Source organism: Bacillus yunxiaonensis, from assembly GCF_037104695.1.
Lineage (GTDB): Bacteria > Bacillota > Bacilli > Bacillales > Bacillaceae_G > Bacillus_A > Bacillus_A yunxiaonensis.
On record NZ_JBAWSV010000004.1, the window covers coordinates 12,755 to 31,976 of the forward strand.

The 19,222-nt window shown below is 38.6% G+C and carries 18 protein-coding genes and 2 other annotated features; of the genes, 14 read left to right on the plus strand and 4 right to left on the minus strand.

The genetic code is table 11. The features are described from left to right. Positions 1-11 precede the first annotated feature (11 nt). Both WAX78_RS12245 and putP read right to left on the minus strand, forming a co-directional pair. Positions 12-389 carry an Ig-like domain-containing protein gene (locus tag WAX78_RS12245; RefSeq protein WP_336482544.1) on the minus strand — a complete coding sequence of 126 codons (378 nt, stop codon included), beginning with the start codon at positions 387-389 and terminating at the stop codon, positions 12-14. A 170-nt stretch (positions 390-559) separates the two neighbouring features. Then, on the minus strand, positions 560-2,023 hold the full coding sequence (gene putP, locus WAX78_RS12250; RefSeq protein ID WP_336482545.1) for a sodium/proline symporter PutP: 1,464 nt from the start codon (positions 2,021-2,023) through the stop codon (positions 560-562). 303 nt (positions 2,024-2,326) lie between these two features. After that, positions 2,327-2,565 (plus strand) — a binding site (T-box leader). A 42-nt stretch (positions 2,566-2,607) separates the two neighbouring features. Further along, positions 2,608-2,842, plus strand: a binding site (T-box leader). 51 nt (positions 2,843-2,893) lie between these two features. Between putP and trpE the strand changes: the two genes are divergently transcribed. The 13 genes from trpE (at position 2,894) to WAX78_RS12315 (ending at position 16,336) form a co-directional block, all read left to right on the plus strand. Next, on the plus strand, positions 2,894-4,312 hold the full coding sequence (gene trpE, locus WAX78_RS12255; RefSeq protein WP_336482546.1) for an anthranilate synthase component I: 1,419 nt from the start codon (positions 2,894-2,896) through the stop codon (positions 4,310-4,312). Then, positions 4,309-4,896 carry an anthranilate synthase component II gene (locus WAX78_RS12260; RefSeq protein WP_336482547.1) on the plus strand — a complete coding sequence of 196 codons (588 nt, stop codon included), beginning with the start codon at positions 4,309-4,311 and terminating at the stop codon, positions 4,894-4,896. Before trpE ends, WAX78_RS12260 begins: the two co-directional genes overlap by 4 nt. After that, positions 4,893-5,918: an anthranilate phosphoribosyltransferase gene (gene trpD, locus WAX78_RS12265; protein WP_336482548.1), complete on the plus strand. Its 1,026-nt coding sequence runs from the start codon at positions 4,893-4,895 to the stop codon at positions 5,916-5,918. The genes WAX78_RS12260 and trpD overlap by 4 nt, the downstream gene beginning before the upstream one ends. Then, entirely contained in the window at positions 5,919-6,680 is a 762-nt protein-coding gene (trpC, locus tag WAX78_RS12270) for an indole-3-glycerol phosphate synthase TrpC (RefSeq protein WP_336482549.1), read from the plus strand. After that, positions 6,677-7,285, plus strand: a complete 609-nt coding sequence (locus WAX78_RS12275) for a phosphoribosylanthranilate isomerase (RefSeq protein ID WP_336482550.1) — start codon at positions 6,677-6,679, stop codon at positions 7,283-7,285. The genes trpC and WAX78_RS12275 overlap by 4 nt, the downstream gene beginning before the upstream one ends. Continuing rightward, entirely contained in the window at positions 7,282-8,475 is a 1,194-nt protein-coding gene (gene trpB, locus WAX78_RS12280; RefSeq protein WP_336482551.1) for a tryptophan synthase subunit beta, read from the plus strand. Before WAX78_RS12275 ends, trpB begins: the two co-directional genes overlap by 4 nt. Before the next feature lie 3 nt (positions 8,476-8,478). Continuing rightward, positions 8,479-9,231 carry a tryptophan synthase subunit alpha gene (gene trpA, locus WAX78_RS12285; RefSeq protein WP_336482552.1) on the plus strand — a complete coding sequence of 251 codons (753 nt, stop codon included), beginning with the start codon at positions 8,479-8,481 and terminating at the stop codon, positions 9,229-9,231. A 186-nt stretch (positions 9,232-9,417) separates the two neighbouring features. Beyond that, the gene (locus WAX78_RS12290) at positions 9,418-10,914 is read left to right on the plus strand and encodes an L-lactate permease (protein WP_336482553.1); all 1,497 of its coding nucleotides are present in this window, start codon (positions 9,418-9,420) and stop codon (positions 10,912-10,914) included. Positions 10,915-10,998: 84 nt separating this feature from the next. Beyond that, the gene (locus WAX78_RS12295) at positions 10,999-11,469 is read left to right on the plus strand and encodes a GNAT family N-acetyltransferase (RefSeq protein ID WP_336482554.1); all 471 of its coding nucleotides are present in this window, start codon (positions 10,999-11,001) and stop codon (positions 11,467-11,469) included. Positions 11,470-11,547: 78 nt separating this feature from the next. After that, the gene (locus WAX78_RS12300) at positions 11,548-12,882 is read left to right on the plus strand and encodes an FAD-dependent oxidoreductase (protein WP_336482555.1); all 1,335 of its coding nucleotides are present in this window, start codon (positions 11,548-11,550) and stop codon (positions 12,880-12,882) included. Positions 12,883-13,369: 487 nt separating this feature from the next. Beyond that, positions 13,370-14,080, plus strand: coding sequence for a response regulator transcription factor (locus WAX78_RS12305; RefSeq protein ID WP_336482556.1), 711 nt, complete (start codon positions 13,370-13,372; stop codon positions 14,078-14,080). Between the two features lie 4 nt (positions 14,081-14,084). Next, positions 14,085-15,155, plus strand: coding sequence for a sensor histidine kinase (locus WAX78_RS12310; RefSeq protein WP_336482557.1), 1,071 nt, complete (start codon positions 14,085-14,087; stop codon positions 15,153-15,155). 83 nt (positions 15,156-15,238) lie between these two features. Next, the gene (locus tag WAX78_RS12315; RefSeq protein WP_336482558.1) at positions 15,239-16,336 is read left to right on the plus strand and encodes a hypothetical protein; all 1,098 of its coding nucleotides are present in this window, start codon (positions 15,239-15,241) and stop codon (positions 16,334-16,336) included. A gap of 288 nt (positions 16,337-16,624) precedes the next feature. Here WAX78_RS12315 and WAX78_RS12320 read toward each other — a convergent pair whose 3' ends face one another. Both WAX78_RS12320 and WAX78_RS12325 read right to left on the minus strand, forming a co-directional pair. Beyond that, entirely contained in the window at positions 16,625-17,443 is an 819-nt protein-coding gene (locus tag WAX78_RS12320; RefSeq protein WP_336482559.1) for a hypothetical protein, read from the minus strand. A gap of 58 nt (positions 17,444-17,501) precedes the next feature. Next, a complete protein-coding gene (locus WAX78_RS12325) occupies positions 17,502-18,428 on the minus strand; it encodes a DMT family transporter (protein WP_336482560.1) in 927 nt (308 codons plus the stop codon). Positions 18,429-18,620: 192 nt separating this feature from the next. Between WAX78_RS12325 and WAX78_RS12330 the strand changes: the two genes are divergently transcribed. Next, a complete protein-coding gene (locus tag WAX78_RS12330; RefSeq protein ID WP_336482561.1) occupies positions 18,621-19,190 on the plus strand; it encodes a helix-turn-helix domain-containing protein in 570 nt (189 codons plus the stop codon). The last annotated feature ends 32 nt before the right edge of the window (positions 19,191-19,222 follow it).

Below are 19,222 nucleotides of genomic sequence, written 5' to 3' on the forward strand. Positions count from 1 at the left end.
GAAGTTTCACTTTATTTTGGTTGTGTCATGTACGACTGAACGTGGACGATACATAAATCACGAAATTTTCCTTCTGCAGTTGTGACAATAATAACAGCTCGTCCAGCTTGTTTTCCTGTTACAGTTGTTTTATGCTTTACGGTATTAAGCTCTACAATGTCAGGATTCATGCTCGTCCAAATTAGCTCTTGGTTACTTGCTAGAGAAGGAAGAACAGTTGCTGTGAGTTCTGCACGTTGTCCAGTTTTTAGCTTTAATTTAGCTTTGTTTAGTTGTACGCCGATGACCGGCACAACAGAAGGAACAAGTTTAATATGAGGTGTATCTGTTTGTGTTTTAGCATATGAAGAAGTTGTAAAGTGTTTTTGTAGGCGAAATGATGATAACATGTGAGCGGTCTCCCTTCTGTATAATGTCTTTAGTTATACTATACATAAAAAATGTTAGGCTTAATTTAAGATAACATAAAGAATTTGTTAATTTCCAGAAAATTCAGTATGTAAGCGAGAAAAAAATCCCTGCTGCTATATCATAGAGGCAGGGATTTTTTTTTCTGAGATTAAGAAGCTATTTTTTCGAATTCTTCAAAGTCTTTTTGAACGTTTTCTGCTGGCTTTGTTAATAGACTTACAATGATAATAGCAAGTAAACTAGCAGCGAAACCAGGAATCATTTCATATAACATATCTTTTAAAAATTGAAATTGTGTCCACGTAATAACAGTTGTTGCCCCGGCAATCATACCAGCAAGAGCGCCCCATTTCGTCATTCGCTTCCAGTATAAGCTTAATAAAATGACTGGTCCAAATGAAGAACCAAAACCTGCCCAAGCGTAACCAACAAGTGCTAAAATTGTGCCATTTTGTTTAAAGGCAAGTCCACTTGCAATTAACGCAATGACAAGAACGGCCATACGTCCTACAAAAACAAGTTCGCGATCCGTTGCAGAACGGCGGAAAAATGTTCGGTATAAATCTTCTGTGACAGCACTTGATGTAACAAGAAGCTGTGAAGAAATGGTACTCATAATTGCTGCTAAAATGGCAGCTAATAAAAAGCCGGTAATGAGTGGGTGGAATAAAATATTTCCAAGCTCAAGGAAAATCGTTTCTGGATCTGCTAATTTTTTGCCCATGTCAGCATAATATGCAATCCCGATTAGTCCAGTAAACATAGCACCGACGATAGAGAAAATCATCCAGCTCATTCCGATGCGGCGAGCACTTTTTAATTCGTTTACAGATGAAATCGCCATAAAGCGAACGATAATATGAGGTTGTCCAACATAACCAAGACCCCAAGCGAATAAAGAAATAATGCCGAGTACAGAAGTACCTTTAAAAATATTTAATAATGTTGGGTCGATAGAGCGAATGGTATGAAATGCTGGTCCAAGACCATTTACATGCATAATTGTTACAATTGGAACTAAAACGAGTGCGACAACCATAATAATCCCTTGCACGAAGTCTGTCCAACTTACAGCTAAGAAACCACCGAATAACGTATAAGCTACAACAACAGCGGCAACGATGAAAAGTCCCATATGATAGTCCATTCCAAATGTATTACGAAATAGAACAGCGCCTGAAACTAATCCCGAAGCTACATAAAATGTAAAGAAAATCATAATAACAAGTCCGGAAACAAGGCGTAGCATATGAGATTTGTCATGGAAACGATGTTCTAAAAATTCTGGAATTGTAATCGAGTTGTTTGCCAGTTCAGAGTAGGTACGTAAGCGAGGAGCGACGTATAGCCAGTTTGCGTAAGCGCCGAGTGTTAAGCCAATCGCAATCCAACTGCTGCTTAGACCTGTTGCAAACATAGCACCGGGTAACCCCATTAACAGCCATCCGCTCATATCAGCAGCGCCTGCACTTAGTGCTGTTACTGCGGGACCTAATGTACGCCCGCCAAGCATATAATCTGTTAAGTTTGATGTTCGTTTGTAGGCAATGTAGCCAATTACTAACATCCCGATCATATAGATCGAAATTGAAATTAAAATCTGTGTATTCATGTAAGTCCCCTTTCGTAAGTAGTATCTTTTGATGTACCCCATAACTATAATCTAGCATAATTATGTATAAAATTCCATACACAAATAAGAATTTTCAGAAATGTAAGTGTTTTTTGATGGTATTTTATTTTTGTGATATAAAATCTTCTGACAATAAACAGCTATTTTTATAGAGTATTTATTATTTTTACATAAAGATGAGATATTTTGTCAATATAATATTTAACGTATGGATAAAAAATTTTTTTCGGAAAGTGTTGACTTCTAAAAAAAGAAAAGCATATAATGAGTTCAAATTTAAAAACGTGAGCGTTGATGAAGAAGAGTACATATTACGGACATGGCAGAGAGCTGATGGTTGGTGCGAATCAGTATGAAAGTAATATGGAATGGGCTTCGGAGCTTCCAAACCGAAACGAAAGAAGTAGGCTTTGGCGAAAAGATCTCATCGTTACAAGAGACACGTATTGTATTTCGATACGGAAAAGTGCGTTACTTTTGTAACGAATTAAGGTGGCACCACGGGAGTACCCGTCCTTTTTATAGGATGAGTACTCCCTTTTTGTATAGAAAAAAATGAATATGATAAATCGATGAGTAAGAAGAGTACGTACATTGGAGACGTTCCAGAGAGCCGGGGGTAGGTGAGAGCCCGGTGCGGTGCCAAGTACGGAATGGGCTTACGAGAGGTATGCTGAACGATAAGTAGGCAACCCGGGTTCCGCCGTTACAAGGATTGGGTATAATATTGTACCTGAAAAAGCGGGATGCTTTGCATCCAACAAGAGGTGGTACCGCGGTAAATTTATCGTCCTCTGCATATTTCCATATGCAGGGGACTTTTTTATTTTAGGCAGAGAGGTGACAGTGATGATAACGAAAGACCAATTTATGATGCGAAAACAACAAGGGAGAACCTTTCTTGTTATTCAAGAAGAAGAAGGAGATAGTTTGACACCTATTGCGTTATATCGCCGTATGAAAGGTGAGAAAAAATTTTTACTCGAAAGCTCGCAGCTTCATCAAGATAAAGGGCGTTATTCCTATTTAGGGTGTGATCCTTACGGTGAAATCAAAAGTATTGGCAAGGAAGTAGAGATTACGATAAATGGTGTGACGGAAAAGGTAAACGGAAACGTATTAAAGGAACTGGAAAGAATACTTGCACCAAATCAAGTCGAGAGTCCATTTCCGTTTTGCGGAGGAGCAGTTGGCTATATTGGCTATGATGTCATTCGGCAATACGAAGATATTGGAGAAATGTTGTCTGACCCATTAAATATTCCAGAAGTGCATGTGCTGCTTTATCGTATGTTTGTTGTATATGATCATCTGCGACAAAAGCTATCGTTTGTATATGTGTACCAAGGCGATGATACGGACTCGTATGAAGAAGTTTATGAGCAGCTGCAAGTATATAAACAGAAATTGTTACATGAATCAGAAGAACATGTGAAAGAGCTGTGTACTTCTTTATCATTTACATCTTCTGTAACAGAAGAAAAGTTTTACGAAATGGTTGAACAGGCAAAGGAACATATTCGGGCAGGAGACATCTTTCAAGTTGTGCTATCACAGCGTTTGCAAAGTGATTTTGCAGGGAACCCATTTGCGTTATATCGCCGGCTTCGCACCGCGAATCCATCTCCTTATATGTTTTATATTGATTTTCAAGATTATGTTGTACTCGGTTCTTCACCGGAAAGTTTGCTTTCTGTACGAGATGAAAAGGTTATGACGAATCCAATTGCAGGAACAAGGCCACGCGGAAAAACGAAAGAAGAGGATGAAAAGATAGCGAAAGAGTTGCTTGCAAACGAGAAGGAACGGGCGGAACATATGATGCTTGTAGATTTAGGGCGTAATGATATTGGCCGGGTGAGTGAGATTAGTTCAGTTCAATTAGATAAATATATGAAAATCGAGAAGTATTCGCATGTGATGCATATTGTATCTGAAGTTTCCGGAACATTGCGAAAAAATATGAACTGCTTTGATGCGTTAGCGCATTGCTTACCGGCAGGAACTGTATCAGGAGCTCCCAAAATTAGGGCAATGGAAATTATAAATGAATTAGAGACGGAAAAACGAAATGTGTATGCCGGAGCAGTTGGCTATATTGCTTTCTCGGGGAACATGGATATGGCACTTGCGATACGAACAATGGTTGTAAAAGATGAAAAAGCATATGTACAGGCGGGGGCTGGTATTGTGTATGATTCGAATCCCGTAGCAGAATATGAAGAAACATTAAATAAAGCAAAAGCGCTCTTGGAGGTAATGAAATGATTGTCCTTATTGATAATTATGATTCATTCACATATAACTTGTATCAATTGTTAGGTTCCAGCGCAGAGAACATCGTTGTGCTGCGTAATGATAAGGTCACAGTCAAAGAGTTGGAGGAAATGAAGCCACAAGCAATTATTCTTTCGCCAGGACCTGGAAGACCAGAAGATGCAGGGATTTGTATTGAAGTGATTCAACATTTTTATAAAAGTATTCCGATTCTTGGTATTTGTCTTGGACATCAAGCGATTGTTACTGCTTTCGGCGGAGAAATTGTGCAGGCAGAGCGGATTAAACACGGAAAAACGTCACTTGTGAAACATAATGGTACATCGATATTCTCATATGTAAAACAGCCGCTGACAGCGATGCGTTACCATTCACTCGTAGCAAAGCAGCATACTCTTCCTAATTGTTTTGATGTATTAGCTACAGCGATGGATGACCGAGAAATCATGGCAGTTCGTCATAATTATTATCCACTTTTCGGATTGCAGTTTCATCCGGAATCAATTGCAACTGAAGAAGGCGGGAAATTAATACAGGCATTTTTATCTAATGTGAAAGAGGTGGAGAGAGTATGAATCGCTATCTTCGAAAATTAGTAGAGAGGCAGAATTTAACGGAACATGAAATGTATGAAGCGGGGATTGCGTTATTAAGCGAAGATATTTTAGAAAGTGAGATTGCTGCTTTTTTAGCATTGTTAAAAGCAAAGGGAGAAACGGCGGATGAAATATACGGCCTTGTTCGCGCTCTTCGTGAAAAAGCATTGCCATTTTCTCATCATATTGTAGGTGCGATGGACAATTGCGGAACGGGCGGAGATGGGGCGCAAACATTTAATATTAGCACAACATCAGCCTTTGTACTTGCTGGTGCCGGTGTAAAAGTTGCGAAACACGGTAACCGTGCCGTTTCTAGTAAAACGGGAAGTGCGGATTTATTAGAGGAACTCGGTGTCAATATTGCATGTACACCAAAGCAAATTGATTATTTGTTAGAGTCAGTCGGGATTGCCTTTCTATTTGCACCGGCGATGCATCCAGCACTGCGCCGCATTATGAAAGTAAGAAAAGAATTAAATGTTCCAACAATCTTTAATTTGATTGGGCCACTTACAAATCCAATTGAGTTAGAAACGCAGTTCGTCGGTATTTACAAACGAGAGATGTTGCTTCCGGTAGCAAAGGTATTGCAAAAGCTTGGGAGAAAACAAGCAATTGTTGTAAATGGGAGTGGGTTTTTAGATGAAGCATCTTTGCAAGGAGAAAATCACGCAGCAATTTTAAAAGATAACAAGATTATCGAAGTAAGTATTTCCCCAGAAGAGTATGGATTTTCACGTGTGAAAAATGAAGCGATTAGAGGCGGAAATGCAAAGGAAAATGCCAATATTACATTAAATGTCTTGCGAGGAGAAGATAGCGTATACCGTGATACAGTGTTATTCAATGCAGGGCTTGCTCTTTTTGCAAACGGAAAGGCAGAAACAATTAAAGATGGTATTCGCTTAGCGGCTCATAGTATTGATTCGGGAAAGGCGTTAGAGAAATTAAATTTATTAATCGCGGCAAGTAATCAAAAGCTAGAGAGGGTGAACTAAATGGAAACGATTTTAACGAAAATTATCGAGCAAAAAAGGAAAGAAGTAGCGGTGTTATATGAAACATATACACCAGCGAAGAAAATGCGTAAATCATGTTCTCTTGTAGAAGCGCTGCAGCAATTTACTGTAATCGCAGAAATAAAACGTGCTTCACCGTCTAAAGGAGATATCAATTTACATGTTGATGTTGCTAAACAAGCTCAGCTCTATGAAACAAATGGTGCAGGGGCAATCTCTGTTTTAACAGATGGTCATTTTTTTAAGGGCTCTTTTCATGATTTAGAAACGGCAAGGGCACATACGAATGTACCGCTTTTATGTAAAGACTTTATCATTGATAGAATCCAGATTGACCGGGCATATGATGCGGGAGCAAATCTTATTTTACTCATTGTTGCTGCATTAACAAAAGAAAAATTATTTGAGCTATATGCGTATGTAAAAGAGCTCGGCTTAGAAGCGATTGTAGAGATTCATAATGAAGAGGAGTTAGAAACAGCATTAGAGTTAAATCCTGATGTCATTGGAGTAAACAATCGAAACTTGAAAACATTTGAAGTGGATTTACGTATAACAGAACGGCTCGGGGAGCGGTTAAATGAACAAAACGTACTTTGGATTAGCGAGAGCGGTGTTCATACGAAAGAAGATATTGTACGTGTTAAGCAAGCTGGCGCAAAAGGAATTCTTGTCGGAGAAGCATTCATGACAGCACCGTCTGTCGGAGACTTTTTTCAATCGCTGAAGGTGACGATATGAAAGTAAAGATTTGTGGTATTACCGATGTAGAAACAGCAAGAATTGCCTGTGAATACGGCGCCCATGCCATTGGATTTGTGTTTGCGAAAAGTAAGCGGGAAATTACCCCAGAGAAAGCAAAACAAATTATTGAAGAGCTTCCGGTGAATGTGATGAAAGTTGGCGTTTTCGTAAATGAATCAATCGACGTGATTCAGAAAATTGCAACATATTGTGGTTTAACACATGTACAACTGCATGGGGATGAGGAAAATCATCATATTAGGAGATTGAATATTCCGTCTATAAAAGCGGTTGGTGTAAGTTCGAGCGAAGATATAAAACGAGCACAAGAATATGAAACTGATTTTATATTATTTGATAGTCCAAAAGAAAAGTTTCATGGTGGAAATGGCAAAACATTTTCATGGGAGTTATTACGGTCAAATATCATTGAAAAAAAATGTATATTAGCTGGTGGATTACACCTTGAAAATATTACAGAAGCGATTGAAATCGTTCAGCCATATATGGTTGACGTGAGCAGTGGTGTTGAAACAGATGGTAAAAAAGATATCGAGAAAATAAAAAAATTTATAACAAAAGCGAAGGAGTGTTACAGATGAAATATGCATATCCAGATGAAAAAGGTCATTACGGGATTTATGGAGGACGTTACGTTCCAGAAACGTTAATGCAGTCTGTTTTAGAGTTAGAAGAAGCATATAAAGAAGCAATGCAAGATGAAGCGTTTGGGCAAGAGTTAGAGCATTATTTACAAACATATGTCGGGAGAGAAACACCTCTGTATTTTGCGGAAAATCTTACGAAGTATTGCGGCGGAGCCAAAATTTATTTAAAGCGAGAAGATTTAAATCATACAGGAGCTCATAAAATTAATAACACAATTGGGCAAGCGCTTCTTGCGGTGCGAATGGGTAAGAAAAAAGTTGTAGCTGAAACTGGTGCTGGGCAGCACGGGGTAGCAACAGCAACTGTATGTGCCCTGCTCGGTTTAGAGTGTGTTATTTTTATGGGAGAAGAGGATGTAAAACGCCAAAAGTTAAATGTTTTTCGGATGGAATTATTAGGTGCGAAAGTTGAAAGCGTCGCAGCAGGAAGCGGGACATTAAAGGATGCAGTAAATGAGGCACTTCGCTATTGGGTTGCACATGTACATGATACGCACTACGTAATGGGATCTGTTCTTGGTCCACATCCGTTTCCGCAAATCGTACGCGATTTTCAAAGTGTGATTGGTAAGGAAACGAAGAAACAATATACGAAGTTAGAGGGGAAATTACCAGAGGCAGTTGTAGCTTGCATTGGCGGCGGCAGTAATGCGATGGGAATGTTTTATCCATTTGTACAAGATGAAGAAGTTGCTCTTTACGGCGTAGAAGCAGCAGGGAAAGGGGTTCATACAGAGAAGCATGCGGCAACATTAACGAAAGGAAGCGTTGGTGTTCTGCACGGATCTATGATGTATCTTTTGCAAAATGAAGAGGGACAAATTCAAGAAGCACACTCCATTTCAGCAGGGCTGGATTACCCAGGGGTTGGTCCGGAGCATAGTTTATTAAAAGACATTGGCCGTGTATCTTATCATTCAATAACAGATGAAGAAGCGCTGCATGCTTTTCAGCTGTTAACGAAAAAAGAAGGAATTATACCAGCGTTAGAGAGCTCACATGCAGTGGCGTATGCACTTAAACTAGCGCAGGCTATGAAAAGTGATGAGGGGCTTGTCATTTGTCTATCAGGGCGTGGAGATAAAGATGTAGAAAGTATAAAACGTTATATGGAAGAGGTGTAATTGATGGGAGTAGAAAGAATTACTGCAGCGTTTCAAAATGGAAAAAAAGCATTTATCCCATACGTAATGGGAGGAGATGGCGATTTACAAGAACAAATTCGTTTCTTAGATGAAGCCGGGGCAAGCATTGTTGAAATTGGAATTCCTTTTTCTGATCCAGTTGCAGACGGACCAACGATTCAAAGGGCAGGAAAACGCGCATTAGATAATGGAACAACGTTAGAAGGAATTTTCCAAGCACTAGCGGAAGTGAGAACAGAAGTGCAAGTTCCATTTGTCTTAATGACATATTTCAATCCTATTTTAGCATTCGGGAAAGAACGTTTTATCGGGCGCTGCATCGAAGCAGGCGTCGATGGGATTATCGTTCCAGATCTTCCGTATGAAGAACAAGATATAATTGCACCATTGCTACGTGAGGCACAGATTGCTCTTATTCCGCTTGTAACAATAACAAGTTCGATTGAACGAGTTCAAAAGATTACAAGCGAATCACAAGGATTTGTATATGCTGTTACAGTAGCGGGTGTAACTGGGGTACGACGTGACTTCGAGCAAGAATTGCAAACTTATTTAGAAAAGGTGAAAGCGAATGTTCAGCTTCCGGTTGTTGCAGGATTTGGCATATCAACAACGGAGCAAATAGAAGAAATGATTAGAGTATGCGACGGAGTTGTCGTTGGGAGTAAAGTGATTGAGCTGTTAGAAAATGAAAAACAAGATGAAATTCGTGAGCTCATTGCTGCTGTGAAATAAAGTGAAACTTTCGTCAGTGGGGGGGATGTTACTGCCCGCGAATAGCGGGATAGAAGGGAGAGGCTGCTATTAAGGCAGCTTCTTTTTTGTATTATTGCTGGTAAAAAGGAATTCGAATTAATTGAAAATTCTTTCTTCTATTATATAATAAATACAATTGTATCTTCAAAGAAATGAGATGATTGTATGGCAGTATTGCTGGCTCTTATTCCAATTATGATGATTTTTATTTGTTTATTTGTATGCAAGCAAACATCGCTTAAAGCCTCATTAATTTCTTATGTTGTATGTATTGGAATCGTTTTATTAACACCGGCGTTTCGATTGCAAATTGGTGAGGTTGTCCATGCAACAATTAAAGGTGGTTTAATTTGTTTTATCGTTGGATATGTTTTGTTTTTCGGTATTTTTTTATTTCACCTTATGAATAAAATGGGGTATATCAATCAAGTTGCTCGCTTTATGGAACATGTTACACATGACCGTTTATTGCAAATGATGCTTATGTGTTTTGGGATTTGTCCTCTTATTGAATCGGTAAGCGGATTTGGAATTGGCTTTATGGTGGCGGCTCCTATTTTTCTTTCGCTTGGTTATAAGCCGTTTCAAGCAGTTTTACTTTCGTTTATCGGTTTATTAGCAAGCTCATGGGGAGCGATGGCAACTGGAACAATTATTGGATCAGGGCTTATTGGTATGCCTTTAGTACAACTTGGATCTGGTACGGCGCTATTAAGTATCCCGATATTTGCGTATTTTATCATGCTTTCTTTATATATAGTTGGCGGCTGGTCTGCAGTGGTACAAAAATGGAAAGAAGCAATGGGGTTTTTTCTATTATTCTCGTTATCTATTTATTTGTCCAATGCATATGTGAGTGTTGAATTAGCTGGGATTTTAAGTGCAATTGTAACGATAACATTTGGGTTTATCATCATTAAAATGACGGCAAGGCAACAGAAGGAAGTATACTCAGAACATGCAGCTGCCGAGCAGCAAGAAGTTTCTATTGTAAAGATTATTAGCCCGTATTTATTTTTGACAGTCTGTATATTACTCTCTCGCTTAGTTCCATCGTTACATAGTGCGTTACAATCATATGCTGTTATTAACCTGCCATCATACTCTTATAAACTTGAATTATTGTATTCACCAGGGTTTTGGCTTGGGATTACGTGTTTATTTACCATTATTTTCTTCCGAGTTCCTTCTATTATAATAAAGCAGTCATTGCAGCAAACAGTAAAACAATGGATCCCATTTGCGATTACAACGACTATGTTTATTGCCATTTCGGAACTAATGGGTGCATCAGGTATGCATATGTTATTAGCGGAAGCAGCCGGTCACGCATTTGGAATGATGTTTGTTTTCGTTGCACCATTTATCGGGGGTGTTGGTGGTTTTTTAACAGGAAGTAATGCTGGGTCAAATGCGATGTTTATTAAATTACAAATGCAGACAGCGCAAAATGTAGGACTTCCGTGGCAATTTGTCACAACGGTGCAAAATACAAGTTCTTCTTTTGCTACAATTGCTTGTCCATCACGAATTACGCTTGGCGCTTATTTGTGTAACATTCCATTCCGGGAAAATGAGTTGCTGAAGAAGACGACGCTTATGATTTTTGGTGCTGTTTTGATTGTGGTAGGAGAGGTTTTGGTGTGGTATTTGATTATGTAAAGAAACGCTTCTCTTATAGGAGAAGTGTTTTTGTTTGTAGAAATATATAACGTTGTAGATTAAAGAAGAAAGAGTGAGCATGGAATGAGTATAAGTTTGCGAGATATTACGAATGAGAATTGGATAGAATGTATATTCCTAACGACAAATAAAGAAGACAAACATTTCGTTTGTGAAGAGTTTGTAGCTTCAAATGCTTTATCATTGGCACAGTCAAAAGTTCAAAAAGGCTGGATTACAAAGGGAATATACAGCGATGAAACAATGGTCGGATTTACAATGTATGGATATTGTGAACAACATAACTTTTTTGAAATATGTAGACTCATGATAGATCATAAATATCAAGGAAAAGGTTACGGGAGGACAGCGCTATTACATGTAATAGAAGAGCTGAGAAAAGATGCTAATTGTAATGAAATTTTTTTATCTTTTGCACCGAAAAATCTAGTTGCAAAACAACTGTATGAAAGTATTGGATTTGAAGATACAGGGAGAATGGTTGAGGGGGAATGTTTGTATAAAATGCTATTAAAAAAGAGCTCACAATGTTAATGAAGAATGCAAAAAATGACTGATAAATGAAGAAAATGGGAAATGTAAACGATAGATGAGGATAGAAGGAGTGATACGGTGAAGTACGTTATTATAGGCGGAGATGCAGCCGGAATGAGTGCTGCTATGCAAATTATTCGGAATGACAAAGAAGCAAGTGTAATAACCTTAGAAAAGGGCGAGATATATTCGTATGCACAGTGCGGTCTTCCTTATGCGATTAGCGGAGTGATTGAGTCTACTGAAAAACTAATTGCCAGAGACGTTGATATATTTCGGAACAAGTATCATATTGATGCTAAAGTATATCATGAAGTGACACGTGTAGATCCAGCAAGTAAAAAAGTGTGCGGCATACATACGCAAACATCACAACCGTTCGAATATGAATACGATCGTTTATTAATTGCAACGGGAGTGCATCCGATTATGCCGGACTGGAGGGGGAGTAAGTTACAAGGGGTTCATGTATTAAAAACGATTCCGGATGCAAAGCGAATTATGGAGACACTTCATAATCAGAAAGTTGAACATGTTACGATAATTGGCGGCGGGGCAATTGGTCTCGAAATGGCAGAAACATTTGTTGAACTCGGTAAAAAAGTACGTATGATTGAGCGAAATCAATATATAGGTACTGTTTTCGATGAGGATATGGCAGCATATATTCATGAAGAAGCAAAAAAACATAACATTGAGATACTTACAAATGAAAATGTGAAATCGTTTCAAGGAAAAGAGCATGTTGAATCTGTGGAAACAGATAAAGGAACGTACAAAACAGATCTTGTTTTAGTATCAGTTGGAGTCAAACCAAATACTGATTTTCTAGAAGGAACAGAAATAATCAGAAACCCAAAAGGCGCTATCCAAGTTAACGCTTATATGCAAACAAATATAGAGGACATTTATGCGGCAGGAGACTGTGCTACGCAGTACCACATTATAAAAGAAAAACATGACCATATCCCGCTTGGAACAACGGCAAATAAACAAGGGAGAATTGCAGGATTGAATATGGTTAATAAACGAAGAGCGTTTAAAGGGATTGTCGGAACAGCGATTATGAAATTTATGGATATAACTTTAGGAAGAACGGGTTTGAACGAAAAAGAGGCAAAACAATTGCAAGTACCATATGAAATTGTAAAAATTGATGCGACAAACATAGCGGGGTACTATCCAAGTAAGAAACCACTGCATGTGAAATTATTGTATCGAACAGACACACAGCAAGTGCTAGGCGGACAGTTTATAGGAGAGCAGGGTGTGGATAAAAGAGTAGATGTACTGGCGATGGCACTGTTCCATAAAATGTCGATTCATGATTTAGAAGACGTAGACTTAAGTTACTCTCCTCCTTACAACAGTGTGTGGGATCCATTGCAGCAGGCAGCAAGAAGGGCAGAATAAAGCATCTCTTTTTTCAAGAGATGCTTTATTTCTGAAATTGCTTCCCATCCTAGTGCCCAATCTTCCTGCTCTGATGCATGTTTTTTATATTCTTCTAAAATCAATTCGTATTACCTCTTTAATCTTGATAAGGTTATATTATTACAATGACAAAATAATAGAATACTAACTTCTACTACTCTTCTTTAGCCTTAGGTTATATTTCCTTCGTATGTTTATATGTAAAATTATGTAAACTATAACCACTTAAACGCTAACACGTTTTGAAGTGGGGGCCTGAAAAAAGCCCTGGTTGTCTAGCCTCGGTCTTTCGTGGACTCCGTTCGTAGGTTGCATATCCAAGAATGATTCCCTAGTTCTTGGCTCTATGGTGGCTCTGTAACAGTTCTGATTGGGAAGGTGATTATCATTATTAAGCTATCAGAAATTGTCCGAAATCTTGAAGATTCAATGTTTAGTATATCTTATTACAAAGGTGGTTGAAGTCATGCGGAATGAAGCGATATTAGTGGTAGATGACGAGGAAGGCATTTTAACTATGCTTGAGAATCTTCTTCGAAAAGAAGGGTATATCCATGTTACTAAAGCAAGTTCCGCTGCTGATGCACTCATGGCTGTTCGAACAACACGCTTCGATATAATTGTGCTTGATATCATGCTTCCTGATATGGACGGATTCTCCTTGTGTATGGAGTTACGTAAAACCATAAAAACCCCTATTCTATTTCTTAGCGCCCGTTCCAGTGATCTGGATAAGTTGCAGGGGCTGTATTTAGGCGGGGACGATTATGTAACCAAACCGTTCAATCCGATGGAAGTTATTGCACGAATTCAGGCACATTTGAGACGGAGCACTCTCTATGCGTCTGATGTTGTAAGCGCTGAGGATTTGTATCAATATAATACTTTTTCGGTTAGCCGTACTACCGGACAACTGATTGTTAACAATGTAGATACTCCTTGTCCGGCCAAAGAACTCGAACTACTTCTCTATTTTTGTAAGCATCCAAATCAGGTATTTACAGCCCAGCAATTATATGAACAAGTGTGGGGGACAATGGTGCAAGGGGATGAGAAAACAGTCGTTATCCACATCTCCAGACTCAGAAAGAAGCTTGAGGTTGATCCGTCTAACCCAAAATTGATTGTTACCTTGAGAGGAATTGGATATAAATTTGTTCCACCCGCAGGAGGTTAGAACAATGAACTTTATGCTTCGCATAGCATTGCAACTGCTAATGGCCTTCTTTTTTCTGTTTGTTTGTATTCAAATAATTGTCATTGGGACGGCCTGGCTTTTTTGGCCACAAACAATCACGGATGGAAACAGTTCAGACATCTTTACGCTTTATGTATTGGTGGTGTGCGCCCTACTTTTTCTTCTGACTCTGCTTCTGATTGGGTGGTATCTTGGGAAGCCAATTTATTTCATTATTGTTTGGATTAGACGTTTGGCAAACGGTCAATATGATTTTCCTATACGCTGGGATGAGATCCACTCTCGTAAAAGCGGAACGTTGAAATTTCCATATGCAGTCTATAAGGAAGTGTTCGAGCATTTACGGATGCTTGGGAGCACACTCCAAAAAAACGAAAAAGAGTTGCGGGAGTCGGAACAAGCGAAACAAGAATGGATTCGAGGTATATCGCATGATTTAAAAACACCATTAACTTACATATCCTGTTATTCCACCATGCTGATAAATACGGAGTATCAATGGAGTGAAACGGAACAGAGGGAATTCTTGTCTATCATTCAACAGAAATCGGCTCACCTAAAAGAAATGGTGCAAGATCTCAATGAAACGATTCAAGGCCAGATTCCTCTAAAGGTCGAGGAAGTGGATACAGTTGAACTCGTACGCAGAGCAATGGCGGATGTCAGTAGTGCACCTTGGGCGGCCGGTCATCTGTTCATGATGGATTCGGAGCCAGAACAAATTTTTGTAACTTGCGATCCAAAGCTGTTGACACGCGCTATCCGTAATTTACTTGTCAATGCAGTCGTTCATAATCCAGAAGGCACCGAGATTGTGATTTGTATTTCGCAGCTTTATGACCGGATGGCGGAAATTCAGATTAAAGATAACGGGATTGGATTTAGTGAGTCGTTTGTTAAAAGTGATGCCGTAATAATACCCTCCGAACGCTCGGGCTTGGGACTGTCTATCGCCAAGCAACTAATTGAAGCCCATGGTGGAAAATTAATCGTCATCAGTAAGCCGAACGAAGGGACTTCTCTGTCGATTAGATTATTATTGGCGCAAATTTAAGGTGAAATTTATCGTCCGTTTACCTCCTGTTTACTAGCGCACCATATACTAAAAGAAATATCATATAAGGAGTTGTGATCTTCATGGATCCTGTAAATTTGAATACTGCATCTCATCCCAAGATGACTGGAGCAAAACATACATTGTTTCGCTGGTGGAGACTTTGGCCAGAATGGGTTCGATATGCAGCAATCATTTGGACTCTCATTTATGGTACGTTGGGGGTGTATTGGTCGCTTGGAGGCTTAGGTTTTCCATTAGGCTTGATGAACGATCCGAATGCGTTACATTCAGTTTTTAGACATGTTACAGCTACTGATGCAGGGCCAGTCATTGCTATTCTTTGTTTTTTGGGTGTGGTAGTGCTTTTTATGTTTAAGTTCAAAGTGCGTGGTTTTATCCGAACGATTCTCATTTTTTATGCTTGGAGCGTCGCGATGATTCTTTGCTTTACAATCCCGGATACCCGCCCAATTATGTTAGTAGCTTATGCTCCTATTTGCTTGATTGGGACTCTTTTCGGGCTATCGTTACATTATTTCGATCACATGACATGGCCGGTGGTAAATCAATTTATTTGTCTTGTAGGAGGGGGGCTATGGGCAGCGACGGTCTTGTCCTTTCAACGTCAATCCAGAGATGCTTGCAGATATTGTGGGCATAAAAATGGCACGAAGCGTTCGATGGCTTCCAATTCTATGGCGCGCTGGGGAAGATTAGTAACCTATGTTGCAATCCTTGCTCCTGCTTATTACGATATTACCCGCATTGCATGGCTGTTGGGAATACCTCTAGGAATTACAAAGGAATTATTTCAAAGTCTTCAAGATTCAGGGGCTGTATGGGCTGGAGCAGGCCTAGCTTTGGTATCGATTAGTGGAGCCATTCTTACCCGTGGACTTATAAAGCCGTGGGGAGAAATCTTTCCTCGTTGGATTCCGTTTTTGGCTGGGAAGCGCGTACCTCCTGCTTTGGCCATCATTCCTGCTGGATTTGTCTCCATAATGTTAACCGTTGCCGGTATTCAGATCGCCCTTGATTTCTCTTTTAGCAGCAACTTTCAGAATTGGGGAGCATCAACGCCTCTCTTGTTATTTCCAATTTGGGGAATCGCGTTAGGAGTGGCTACAATTTTCTATTATTACAAAAGGAAGGGGCGCTGCAATTATTGCGGTCAATAGGGGGGACAGGGACAGGTATATCGCACTGCTGCTTGTCAAAACATGAAAAAAATTGCCCTACATCTAATCTAAAAGGGTCAGATGTAGGGCAATTCCTCTTATTTTTTAGTGTGTGAATATCTAGCTAGATGCATTTACGTTTTATCCCGCTATTCGTGGGCAGTAAGACCCCCACCTCAAGATTCAAAGAAAAACGAGAAAGATAGGTGGGGGATAACTGCCCGTAAAAGTACGATTGGGCAGGCTTTCCATCAGTGGAGATGAAGAAAACCTCCACTGATGGAAGTTTCACTTTATCCGGTAAAGAATATAGCTGATGGCAAGAGTGACGCAAGAAAATAAAATAGCGATGCTAGAAAAAGCAAGGAAGTAAGCATTATACTTCGCTATATTTGCGATAATTGTATGACTATCAAAGTGAAGAAGGCCTCCTATAACGTTAAAGAGAAATAGGAGCAAGAAGATTGTAATCAGTCCATCTAATGCACCTTGTATGTCAGGTTTACTTAAGGCAATATGTGTAGAGATGCAAATTGCTAGGATAAGAAATATCCAAAAGTAAGGATTTAATAGATTACTAATAGTAAAAATACTTTTTAATAATAGGATAGAAGATAATACAGTGTGTTTGATCATATCACTCATAGCGCCGTTTGGTTCAATATTTGTTTCAATACCATTCATAAATACCGAGTATGAGTGGGGGATAAGACAATACATTAAGCCAACTAGCGCTGCAATTCCTGAAAAAATAGGGGCAACACCGATGAAAAAATTACCTATTTTTTGATAGATACTTTTCGGATTATATTCGTGCTGTACATATCCTAAATACCCATTATTTGTATTCGTTGGAAACCATTGAATACCCACGATTTTATGCCGAAATAAGATGCACATAAAGGCATGCCCAAATTCATGAATGGGTGTTCCAATCCATGAGGTAAGTAGGAATCCGTTTCTTCCAAAGGCCTTTGTCCAATATGTTCGCGAACGATTTTCTAAATATCCTAATAAAAGTCCAACTAAAATAATGCATCCTACTAACGAAGCTAGCTGTATAAAGGTTGTAATAAGCGTATTAAAAAAGAAGTTTCCTAATTCCATTTTGTCACCTTGTCTATATGTTAGTTTATAAGTAGTAGATTACGATAATTTCTTAGTGTTAGTCTACTGTTATTTTTGTATGTCTCGTTTTGTTTTCTAACTTTACAGGTTTATTGTACATTAAGAATAAAAAGATACCCGTTAATATAATACTAGACCCTACCAATTGCTGAACAGTAACTACCTCATGCAGAATAAAATAAGCTAATACACATGTCCCAACTGGTTCACCTAATATACTCATTGAGATCGTTGAAGTATTGAGCCATTTAATGAGCCAATTAAAAATGGTTTGCCCAAGTAATGTTGAAATAAATGCTAAACAAAAGAACCATAGCCAGTCATATGATGAGTGACCTGTTAGAGGATATCCCAGAGTAAACGAATATCCAAATAGGAATAAGGAACTAGTTGCATAACCAATAAAGGTATAAGGGAATAGGGATAAACTTTTTCTTAAATGTTGTCCGATTAAGAAATAAGCTGTTATCATAGCAGCTCCGAGCAAGGCAAGAATGTCGCCAAATAAGGCTGTACCGCCGATTTTGAAATCTCCCCAGCCAATTACAAAACTACCAGCAACAGCAAATATTCCGCCTCCAATTGCAAGGCCTCTTAATCTTTCTCCAAAAAGGAAGTACCCTCCAACGAAGGCGAATAAGGGTTGAAGTGTAACAAGTACAGTTGAGCTTGCTACAGATGTAAAACGTAAAGATTCAAACCAAAGTATATAATGAATAGCAAGAAAAACTCCAGACAGGCTACCTAGCATCCATTGTTTTTTTGTTAAATGTCTAATTTCCTGTATAGCATTTTTATTAAAATAGAACATAGGTAATATAAGGATAGTAGAGAACAGCATCCGATAAAAGGCTATAACAGGTGCAGGAGCGCTAGAAAGTTTTACAAATATAGCTGATGTTGAAAGAGCAAAAACTCCGAAAAATAATAAAAAATAAAGTAAAAGAGCGCGTGGTTGATTCAAAGTGAAGTCCTCCTATTTATTCAAAGTTTGGAAATATAGTGTTTATTATTTTGTACAATGTTTATTATAATTAACTAATCATAGTATATATAACAGAGAGTGTAGCGTTCAATATATTAAGACGATGTTTAGTATGTTAAACGGTAATCGTATATTTGTACTAAAATAATAAAATCGATCGGGAGCTGTATGATGTCAAACTATAGTTTAGGGAATACAATTTTAGAATATAGAAAAAGTAAGGGATATAGTATACGAGAATTTTCGGAAATAGCAGGCATAAGTACATCTTTAATTAGTCAATTAGAAAGAGGAATTGCAAATCCGTCATTAAATGTATTAAAAATTATTGCAAAAGCGTTAAATGTACCGCTGTTCACATTATTTGTAAATGATATTGACCATGAATCATTGATTGTTAGAAAAGAGGAACGAAAAAAGGTGTATCGTTCGAATAATGAACATATTGTCTACGATATATTAACTCCAGATTTTATGAAAGCAAATGTAGAAATATTAATGATGGATTTAAATCCAAATTCACAAACGACAGAAAGCCACTACAAGCACAATAAAGAGGAGATTGCCATTATCATGAGAGGAACAGCTTGTGTTGTACTTGAGGGGGAAGAGTATGTTTTACAAGAAGGAGATGTCATTCGAATTCCCCCTTTTATGAAGCACAAGTTTAAAAATGAAACTGAAGATATGGTAAATGTTTTGTTTGTTTTAACGGCACCTTCTTATGGGGGTAGAAATTAAGAAAACCCCCTTGCATTTGCAAGGGGGTTCTA